Source organism: Herbidospora daliensis, assembly GCF_001570585.1.
Classification (GTDB): Bacteria; Actinomycetota; Actinomycetes; order Streptosporangiales; family Streptosporangiaceae; genus Herbidospora; species Herbidospora daliensis.
In genome coordinates this window covers 26,123-35,090 of the sequence record NZ_BBXF01000003.1, presented here as the reverse complement: position 1 = coordinate 35,090, position 8,968 = coordinate 26,123, and the positions used below count along the sequence as shown (strand labels likewise).

9 protein-coding genes are annotated in these 8,968 nt (G+C 72.7%); 5 read left to right on the top strand and 4 right to left on the bottom strand.

Annotated elements, in window-relative coordinates; genetic code table 11:
• A partial coding sequence (locus AW274_RS15555) for a CHAT domain-containing protein (RefSeq protein WP_198169242.1) occupies positions 1-1,348 on the top strand: 1,348 nt, incomplete at its 5' end.
• Positions 1,349-1,555: 207 nt separating this feature from the next.
• The gene (gene ybaK, locus AW274_RS15550) at positions 1,556-2,047 is read left to right on the top strand and encodes a Cys-tRNA(Pro) deacylase (protein WP_062432125.1); all 492 of its coding nucleotides are present in this window, start codon (positions 1,556-1,558) and stop codon (positions 2,045-2,047) included.
• Here the strand turns inward: ybaK and AW274_RS15545 are convergent.
• Both AW274_RS15545 and AW274_RS15540 read right to left on the bottom strand, forming a co-directional pair.
• Positions 2,044-2,904 (bottom strand): hypothetical protein, encoded by an 861-nt coding sequence (locus tag AW274_RS15545; protein WP_157520293.1) that lies wholly within the window; start codon positions 2,902-2,904, stop codon positions 2,044-2,046. The genes ybaK and AW274_RS15545 overlap by 4 nt on opposite strands.
• Positions 2,905-2,998: 94 nt before the next feature.
• Positions 2,999-3,754, bottom strand: a complete 756-nt coding sequence (locus tag AW274_RS15540) for an SDR family oxidoreductase (RefSeq protein ID WP_062432122.1) — start codon at positions 3,752-3,754, stop codon at positions 2,999-3,001.
• A 100-nt stretch (positions 3,755-3,854) separates the two neighbouring features.
• On the opposite strand from AW274_RS15540, the gene AW274_RS15535 reads away from it, so the two are divergent.
• Complete coding sequence (locus AW274_RS15535) at positions 3,855-4,697, top strand: helix-turn-helix transcriptional regulator (protein ID WP_062432119.1); 843 nt, start codon at positions 3,855-3,857, stop codon at positions 4,695-4,697.
• Here AW274_RS15535 and AW274_RS41980 read toward each other — a convergent pair.
• Positions 4,694-5,557 carry an SEC-C domain-containing protein gene (locus AW274_RS41980; protein WP_062432116.1) on the bottom strand — a complete coding sequence of 288 codons (864 nt, stop codon included), beginning with the start codon at positions 5,555-5,557 and terminating at the stop codon, positions 4,694-4,696. The two genes, AW274_RS15535 and AW274_RS41980, sit on opposite strands and share 4 nt — an antisense overlap.
• 184 nt (positions 5,558-5,741) lie before the next feature.
• Between AW274_RS41980 and AW274_RS15525 the strand changes: the two genes are divergently transcribed.
• Positions 5,742-7,136 (top strand): amidase, encoded by a 1,395-nt coding sequence (locus AW274_RS15525; RefSeq protein WP_062434483.1) that lies wholly within the window; start codon positions 5,742-5,744, stop codon positions 7,134-7,136.
• Here the strand turns inward: AW274_RS15525 and AW274_RS15520 are convergent.
• The gene (locus AW274_RS15520; RefSeq protein WP_157520290.1) at positions 7,087-7,590 is read right to left on the bottom strand and encodes a hypothetical protein; all 504 of its coding nucleotides are present in this window, start codon (positions 7,588-7,590) and stop codon (positions 7,087-7,089) included. The two genes, AW274_RS15525 and AW274_RS15520, sit on opposite strands and share 50 nt — an antisense overlap.
• A 53-nt stretch (positions 7,591-7,643) precedes the next feature.
• On the opposite strand from AW274_RS15520, the gene murA reads away from it, so the two are divergent.
• Positions 7,644-8,951: a UDP-N-acetylglucosamine 1-carboxyvinyltransferase gene (gene murA, locus AW274_RS15515; RefSeq protein ID WP_062432110.1), complete on the top strand. Its 1,308-nt coding sequence runs from the start codon at positions 7,644-7,646 to the stop codon at positions 8,949-8,951.
• The last annotated feature ends 17 nt before the right edge of the window (positions 8,952-8,968 follow it).

The following is an 8,968-nucleotide window of genomic DNA, read 5'->3' as shown; positions in this document are numbered from 1 at the left end:
GCGGCGGGGGTTGCGGGTGCTCGACGAGCACCGGGCCGCGCTCGGGGCGACCGACCTGCGGGCCCATTCGGCCGAGTTCCGGGTCGAGCTGGCCGAGCTCGGGCTGCGCATGGCCCTCGACCGGGGCGGCCCGGCGCAGGTGCTCGGGTGGGCCGAGCAGGGGCGGGCCAGCCATCTGCTGATGCGGCCGGTCCGGCCGCCCGACGACCCGTGGCTGGCCGGGCGGCTGGCCGAGCTGCGGGCGGTGGCGGCCGAGGCCCGGACGTCCAGAGACCCCTCGGCCACCGAGCGGCAGGCCGCGCTGGAGCGGCGCATCCGCGACCACACCCGCGCCCGGCCGGGCGGGGCGCGAGAGCCCGACCGAACGCGGCGGGAACCCGGCGTGGTGCGGTCGCTGGCTCCCCTGCTGGGAGATCGGGCGCTGGTGGAGTTCGTGCTGCTCGACGGGGTGCTGCACGCCGTCGCCGTCGCCGGGGCGCGGGCCCGGCTGACCACGCTGGGGCCGGTCGGGCCGGTCCGCGACCTGGTCGAGCGGGTGCCGTTCGCGCTGCGGCGGCTGGCCCGGTCGGGCGACACCCGGGGCGGTTCGTCGGCGGCGGCCCGCATGTTGCGGCACGCCGCCGCCCGTCTCGACGCGTCATTACTGGCCCCGCTCGGGCTGGGCGACCGGCCGCTGGTGGTCGTGCCGACGGGGCCGCTCCAGGGGCTGCCGTGGCCGGTGCTGCCGTCGTGCGCGGGGCGCCCGGTGGCGGTCTCGCCGTCGGCGGCGCTGTGGCGGAAGGCCGCGCGGGAGCCGGGGCACGGGAGCGGCGGGCCGGTGGTGGTGGCCTCGGGGCCCGGGTTGCCCGGCGCGGCGGCGGAGGTGGCCGAGGTGGCGGCGGTCCACGGCGTGATCCCCGGCGGGGGCGGCGCGGAGGAGACGCTGGCCGCGCTCGACGGCGCGCGGCTGGCCCATCTGGCCGCCCACGGCCGCGTCAACGCCGCCAACCCGCTGTTCTCCGCGCTCCAGCTGGCCGACGGGCCGCTGACGGTCTACGACCTCGAACGGTTACGGGTGGCGCCTCGGCTGGTCGTGCTGGCCGCCTGCGAGAGCGGACGGTCGGTGGTGCGGGCCGGCGACGAGCTGCTCGGGCTGAGCTCCACCTTCCTGGCGCTCGGCACCCGGTGCGTGGTCGCCTCAATGGTGCCGGTGCCCGACGCCCGCGCCCGGCCGCTGATGACCGCCCTGCACGAGCGGCTCGCCGCCGGACTGCCCGCCGCCACCGCGCTGGCGCGCACCCAGCAGGAGGCGGGCGACGACGTGACGGCGGCCGGGTTCGTCTGCATCGGCGCCGACGTGAGCCCCTAACCCAGGCGCGGGGCGAGCGAAGCGAGATCCGACCGAGCGGAGCGAGGCCGGTCCAGGGAGCGCGAGGGGCGGAGCCCTTCGCCCGGAGCGGCGGCGACCCGGAGCGGACGCGACGCCGGACCGCGAAGCGGGCCGGGGGGAGCGTGAGGGGGCGCGGCCCCCTGACAGCGGGGGGCTCGGGGGGTCGTCCCCCCGTAATCTAAGCGGGTGGCGAAGACGAAAGGCGGGCAGGGCACCCCCGCGACCGTGGCGCTGACCAAGGCCGGTGCCGAGTTCACCCTCCACCCCTACGAGCACGACGCGAACGCGCAGGCCTATGGCGAGGAGGCGGCCGACGCGCTCGGCGTGCCCTACGAGCGGATCTTCAAGACGCTCGTCGCCGAGACCGAGGCCGGGCTCGCGGTGGCGGTGGTGCCGGTGGCCGGGAAGCTCGACCTGAAGGCGTTCGCGGCGGCGCTCAGGGGCAAGAAGGCCGCGATGGCCGAGGCGGCCAAGGTCGAGCGGGTGACGGGATACGTGGTGGGCGGGATCAGCCCGCTCGGCCAGCGCAAACGGCTGCCGACCGTGGTCGACGCGTCCGCGCTGGCCTTCGAGACGATCTACTTCTCGGCTGGGCGCCGGGGTCTCCAGATCGAGACGGCCCCGGGGAACCTCGTGACGCTCACCGGCGCCATCACCGCGCAGATCGCCAAAGACTAGGCGGTCTCCACCAGGGAGCCGCAGGCGAAGCCCTCTTCACGCTCGGGGTCCAGCTGGATCTGCGTGAGGTTGGTGGTCTCCATCGGGCGGCGGAACGTCTCCTGCTTGTCGCAGTCGTACAGCAGGTAGGTTCCGTCGCTCTCGCCGAGGAGCATCATCCAGCGGCCGTCGTAGAGCGGCTTGTCGTCCTCGGCGTTGGTGAGGATGGCCCACTGGTCCTGGAAGCCGACCGTGCTGAGCAGCAGGTTCGCCTGGCCCGTCTCCCACGTGGTCTGCGCCGCCGAGGCGAGGTTGAGGATCAGCAGGAAGCCGAGGCCGAGGCCGGTGAGGCCGCCGACGACGACCTTCAGCCCGGCCCGGCCGACCGGGCGGCGGCGCAGCAGCTGGAAGGGCACCAGGAAGGTGACCATGCCCAGGCCGACCGCGATGATGACCATGATCGTCAGGTCGAGGTCGGCGAAGAAGTTGTAGAAGCCCCAGTACGTCGCCCCGCTCCAGAGCGCCGCGATCAGGCCGGCCACCCACGGCCGGTCCCTGACCCACTGCACGGCCCGCCCGGCGGCGCCGAGGGTGATGACGTTGAGCAGCCAGCCGAGGCCGACGAGCAGGCCCAGCAGCGGCACTCCGAGCAGCAGGACCAGCACGAGCGTGCTCATCAGGCGGCTGAACAGGACCGACTGGTCGATGCCGGCCTGCTGCGGGTTGATGCCGAACACCCCGTAGATCTCCTCGACGCCGAGGTAGAGGACGGCGTACAGGGCGACGCCGATCGGGAGGACGACGGAGGCGACGCGTTCGAGCAGGCTGATCACGCTGCCGCGGTCATCGTTCTCCTCGGTCGGCCGGGTTTCCGGCAAATCCCGATTTCTATTTTCATCTAGTGGAATATCGTGATCGATCACGGTCAAGGAGGGTACTGAAGACTGACTTCCAAAGTGACTGAAACTTCAATTATTTGTTCGCGTGCGGGTCTGTGGCGTTGAGCACAGTCACGACGTGGTCGTAGTCGCCCCGATGCACGGCCTCGCGGAGGAACTTCACCCGCTCGACGAGGATCTCGTCGGCGTCGGGCCGCGTCTCCAGCAGCGTCATGACCTCGGCGACGAAGTCGTCGAGGGGCAGCGCCCGCTCGTTGTCGCGCTGGCCGGGCATCAGGTCGGTCTGCACCGACGGCGGCACCAGCTCGACGACCCTGACCTTGTCGTACTGGAGGCGGATCGACTCGCTGAGCATGTGGATCGCGGCCTTGGAGGCGTTGTAGCTCGGGGTGACCTTCAGCGGGATGAACCCCAGGCCGGAGGAGACGGTGACGATCGTCGGGTCGGGCTGGGCCTGGAGGTGCTCGATGAACGCGGCGATCAGCCGGATCGGGCCCAGCACGTTGGTCGTGACGACCGTCTCGGCGGTGGCCAGGAAGTCGTCCGGCCGGGTCCAGTCTTCGGCGCGCATGATCCCGGCCATCGTGACCAGCACGTTCAGGTCGGGATGACGCCGCAGCACGTCCTTGGACGCCTGCTCGATGCTGGCGGCGTCGGCGGTGTCGATGCGGACCGTGCCGAACCCCTCGGCCGCCAGCTCGCCGAGGAGCTCGGTGCGGCGCCCGCCGACGACGACGGTGTTGCCCTTGTCGCGCAGCGCCCGGGCCAGGGCGAGGCCGATGCCGCTGGTGGCGCCCGGGATGAAGATCGTGTTTCCGGTGATGTCCATGCCCCGAGCCTTCCCCCTCGGCCGGAGGAGGTGCAGAGAGCACTTGTCGGGGGATCGGCGATCCCTGGCTGGGTCCTGCGGCCGTGCGTAGGTTGGACACGTGGACCGCTCAGCTCTCGCCGACTTCCTCCGCCGTCACCGGGAGGCGCTGCGCCCCGAAGACGTGGGCCTGCCCGAAGGCGCCCGGCGGCGCGCGCCCGGCCTGCGCCGCGAGGAGGTGGCCGCCCTGGCGCTGATGTCGACCGACTACTACACGCGGCTCGAACAGCGCCGCGGGCCGCAGCCGAGCGAGCAGATGCTCGCCACCCTGGCCCGCGCGCTCCGGCTGACCGGCGACGAACGCGCCTACCTGTTCCGGGTGGCCGGCCGCAACGCCCCCGAGACCTTCACCGGGTCGTCCCACGTGGCCCCGGCGCTGCTGCGGGTGCTCGACCGCCTCGACGACACCCCCGCGCTGATCCTGTCGAACCTGGGCGAGACCCTGGTCGCCAACCGGATGGCCCAGGCCCTGCTCGGCGACCGCTCCGGCTACACGGGCCTGGCCCGCAGCGAGATCTACCGCTGGTTCACCGACCCCGAGCACGAACGCCGCCTCTACCCCGACGACGACCGGCCCCGCCAGAGCCGCGCGATGGTGGCGGGCCTGCGGGCGGCGTACGGGACGATGGGCCCGAAGTCGCGCGCGGGCGAGCTGGTCAGGGCCCTGCAGAAGGCCAGCCGGGAGTTCGCCGAGATCTGGGACCGGCACGAGGTGGCCCGCCGCTTCGAGGACCACAAGGTGCTCGTCCACCCGCAGCTGGGCCCGATCGAGCTCGACTGCCAGGTGCTGTTCACCGAAGACCAGTCACAGACGCTGCTGGTGCTGACCGCTCCCCCGCGCAGCGAGGGCGACGAGAAGCTGAAGCTCCTCGCCGTCGTCGGGCACGAGCGTTTCCCCGTCTAAACGGGCGAGCCGCAGCACTTCTTGTACTTGCGGTCGGAGCCGCACCAGCACGAATCGTTGCGCCCCGGCGGCCAGGCGACGTCGCCCTCCGGGTCGGTCAGGGCGACCAGGGCCAGCCGCTCCTCCTCCGAGGAGGGGGCCTCCTCCTCAAGGCGGACGACCGCGACCCGGGTCTCCAGGTCGGCCTGCCGGAACCGGGCCTCCAGCGCCCGCAGGTCGTCGCCGGGCACGTAGGGCAGCCGCACGGTCGGCTTCTTCTCGATCACCGGCTGGGTCGCCTTCGGCACCGAAGGTTCGGCCGTGGCCTGGGCCTCGACCCGGTCGGAGAGCGGGCCGGGGCCGCCGAAACGACGTCGCAGCAGGTCGAGGTAGCGCAGCGTCGCGGGCGGGCGGCCCAGGTCGAGCGCCAGCCGCAGGCCCTCGTCGAGCAACTCGGCGGCGAGCTCGGGGTCGAACGGCCCGGCGATCATCGCGGCGGCCGGGTAGAACTCCTCGTCGCGCTCCTCGTCGGGCAGCCGGTCGAGCTCGGCCCGGCGGGTGCGCAGCAGCCGCAGCGCCGTCGCCGAGTCGCCGAGCTGGCCGTGCAGCTCGGCCATCGGGGTGCGGAGCGGGCCGGTCAGCTCGGGTTCCACGCCGATCAGGTCGTGGAGGAGGTCGAGGGTGTCCTGCTCCCACCCGTCGAGGGTGTAGTCGTCGATGAGCTCCACGACGTAGGCCGGGACGCGCCGGTCGCCGCGGGCTCGCGGGTCCATGAGGGCGTCGGCGAGCAGTTCCCACGCGGCCTTCTCCTCACCCCGGTCGTAGGCGCGCTCGAGCGCGGCGTCGAGGTCGAGTGGGCCGAAGAGATGGTCCGGAAGCACCAGGGCACCCTACCGAGGGTGTAGCCGAGGTTCACCTTCCCGGAGGACGAAACGGGCATACCTCCGGGCGTACCTTCGAGACAACGGTCGGCGGCGGCGCGGGGGCCCGCCGCCGGGCCGGTCTCAAGCCAGATTCACGACGCGCCTTCGGCCGTCCGCGTCTCGCTTGGATATCGTGACGCCGGTGACGGAACTGCACTATCTCACCGCGTCGGAGACCTCGGCCCTGCTGCGCGCCCGGGAGATCAGCGCGGCCGAGGTCACCCAAGCCCATCTCGACCGCATCGAAGCGGTCAACCCGCAGGTCAACGCCATCGTGACGGTCACCGCCGAACGGGCTCTCGACCGGGCCCGCGAGCTCGACGCCGGCGAGTGGCAGGGGCCGCTGCACGGGCTGCCGGTCGCCCACAAGGACCTGGTGTCGACCAAGGGCGTGCGCACCACGTTCGGGTCGGCGCTGTTCGCCGACCACGTGCCGACCGTCGACGACCTCATCGTCCGCCGGGTGCGCGACGCGGGCGGGGTGATGATCGGGAAGACCAACACGCCCGAGTTCGGCACCGGCTCCCACACCGTCAACGAGGTCTTCGGCGCCACCCGCAACCCCTACGACCTGAGCAGGTCGGCGGGCGGGTCGAGCGGCGGCGCGGCGGCGGCGCTGGCGGCCGGGATGACCGCGCTGGCCGACGGCTCCGACATGGGCGGCTCCCTGCGCAACCCGGCGTCGTTCTGCAACATCGTGGGGCTGCGGCCGACCCCCGGGCGGGTGCCGTCGAAGTCGACGACCGCCGCGTGGTTCACCCTCGGCGTCTCGGGGCCGATGGCGCGGACCGTACAGGACCTGGCTCTGTTCCTGACCGCGATCGCCGGTCCCGACCCGGGTTCGCCGCTCTCGATCCGGGAGGACGCGTCGGTCTTCGGCGGGCCGCTGTCGCGCGACGTCGCCGGGCTGCGCATCGCCTTCTCCCCGTCGCTCGGCGGGCTGCCGGTCGACCCCGAGACGGCCGCGGTGACCGCGACGGCCGCGACGGTGTTCGACGACCTGGGCGCGACCGTCGAGCACGCCGACCTCAACCTGACGGGGGCCGACGAGGCGTTCCGCACCTACCGGGCCTGGTGGTACGCGGCCTCCTACGGCGACCTGGAGGGCGTCGGCGAGAACGTGCGCTGGAACGTCGAGCGGGGCCGCGAGGTGAGCGGCGAGGACCTGGCGCGGGCCGAGAAGCTGCGCAGCCGCCTGTGGCACCGCGTGAACGGCTTCTTCGGCACCTGGGACTACCTGATCGCGCCGGTCAGCCAGGTCCCGCCGTTCCCGGTCGAAGATCCTTATGTACGGTTCGTCGACGGCCTCCAGATGCCCGACTACCTGGCCTGGATGCGCTCCTGCTACCTGATCAGCGTGCTCGGCGTGCCGGCCCTGTCGGTGCCGTGCGGGTTCACCTCGACCGGGCTGCCCGTCGGGGTGCAGATCATCGGCCGCCCGTGGGACGACCTCGGCGTGCTCCGGGTCGGGCACGCCTTCGAGCGGGCTACGACGGCGGGAGCGGTCCGTCCGTCGCTTTCCGCTCCCGGTAGGTGACGCCGAACTCGCGCGCCCAGAACACCCCGGCCGCGAGCACGGCCCAGAACACCAGCACGCCCTTGGCCGTCAGCCCGAGCAGGTCACGGGTCGCGAACTCCCCCGCCGACGTCGCGGCCCTGACCACCTCGCCCCCCATCGACGACCCGATGAGGAACGCGACGGACGACCCGGCCAGCCCGCCGACCCCGAGCCCCAGCACGATCGGCAGCCCGTTCTCGCCCGCCCGCTGGTAGGCGATGAGCCCCGCGACCAGCCCGATGGTCGCCGTGATCAGCGCGAAGTAGCCGTCGGCGGCGATGAGCGCCTGCGTGTTCGGATCGGCCACCCGCCAGGCGCCCTCGTAGAGGACATAACGGGTGCGCGGCGCGAGGAACGACCACAGGAATCCCGCGGGCACCCCCAGCAGCGTCAGGAGCAGGACCGTCCCACCGAAGTACTTCACAGGCCGCACCGTCCCGATGGTACCTACCTAGACCAGGCGGGCCACGCCGTTAGCATTGGCGGGTGAACGAACAAGCGTGGCTCATCGAACCCTCCGGTCCGCTGCGGGGCGACGTCGAGGTCCGAGGGTCCAAGAACGCCGTGTCCAAGCACATGGTCGCGGCCATGCTCGGCGACGGCCCCAGCACCCTGCACAACGCCCCCGAGGTCGGCGAGGTCCACCTGACCGCCGCCATGCTGGAGGCCCTGGGCATCCACGTCGAGATCGGCGACGGCGAGATCACCCTCGAACGCGGCAGCGTCATCGAGCCGAGGGTGCCGGAGAAGTACACCGGCCTCAACCGCATCCCCATCCTGATGCTCGGCCCGCTCCTCCACCTGGCCGGCGAGGCGTTCGTGCCGATGGTCGGCGGCGACCCGATCGGCCGCCGCCCGGTCAACTTCCACCTCGAGGCGCTGCGCTCCATGGGCGCCGAGATCATCGAGGACGAGAGCGGCATCACCGCCAAGGCCTCCCGCCTCCACGGCACCCGCATCACCCTCCCCTACCCGAGCGTCGGCGCGACCGAGACCATCCTGATGACGGCCGTGCTGGCCGAGGGCAAGACGGTCATCAAGGGCGCGGCCATGGAGCCCGAGGTCGTCGAGCTCGCGCTCTACCTCCAGCGCATGGGCGCGATGATCGAGCTGTCCCCCGACCGCCGCATCGTCATCGAGGGCGTCGAGAAGCTCCACGGCGCCTCCACGTGGCTGGCCGGCGACCGCATCGAGGCCTTCTCCTACCTCGTCGCGGGCCTGGTCACCGGCGGCGAGGTGCGCGTCCACGGCTGCCCGCAGGACCGTCTCGTCACCGCGATCACGACCCTGGCCCGCATGGGCGCCCGGTTCGACATCACCGACGACTGGCTGACCGCCTCGGCCCCCGACGGCCTGCGCGCCGCCGCCGTGCAGACCGACACCCACCCCGGGTTCATGACCGACTGGCAGACGCCGCTCATGGTCCTGTTCACCCGCGCCGAGGGCATGTCGGTGCTCCACGAGACGGTCTTCGAGAACCGGCTCGTGTACGTCCCGGCGCTGCAGAAGATGGGCTGCGAGATCGAGGTCTTCTCCCAGTGCCTCGGCGGCCCCGCCTGCCGCTACCACGACACCAACGCCAAGCACTCGGCGGTCGTCCGCGGCGTCTCCAAGCTCCGCGGCGCCGACGTCACCCTCCCCGACATCCGGGCGGGCTTCTCGGCGGTCCTCGCGGCCGCGGTCGCCGAGGGCACCTCGACCCTGCGCGGCGTGAACCACATCGAACGCGGCTACCACCGCCCGTTCGACCAGTTCACCTCGCTCGGCCTGAAGATCCGCCGCGCCGACGTCTGACGCCGGCGGCCGTGGCC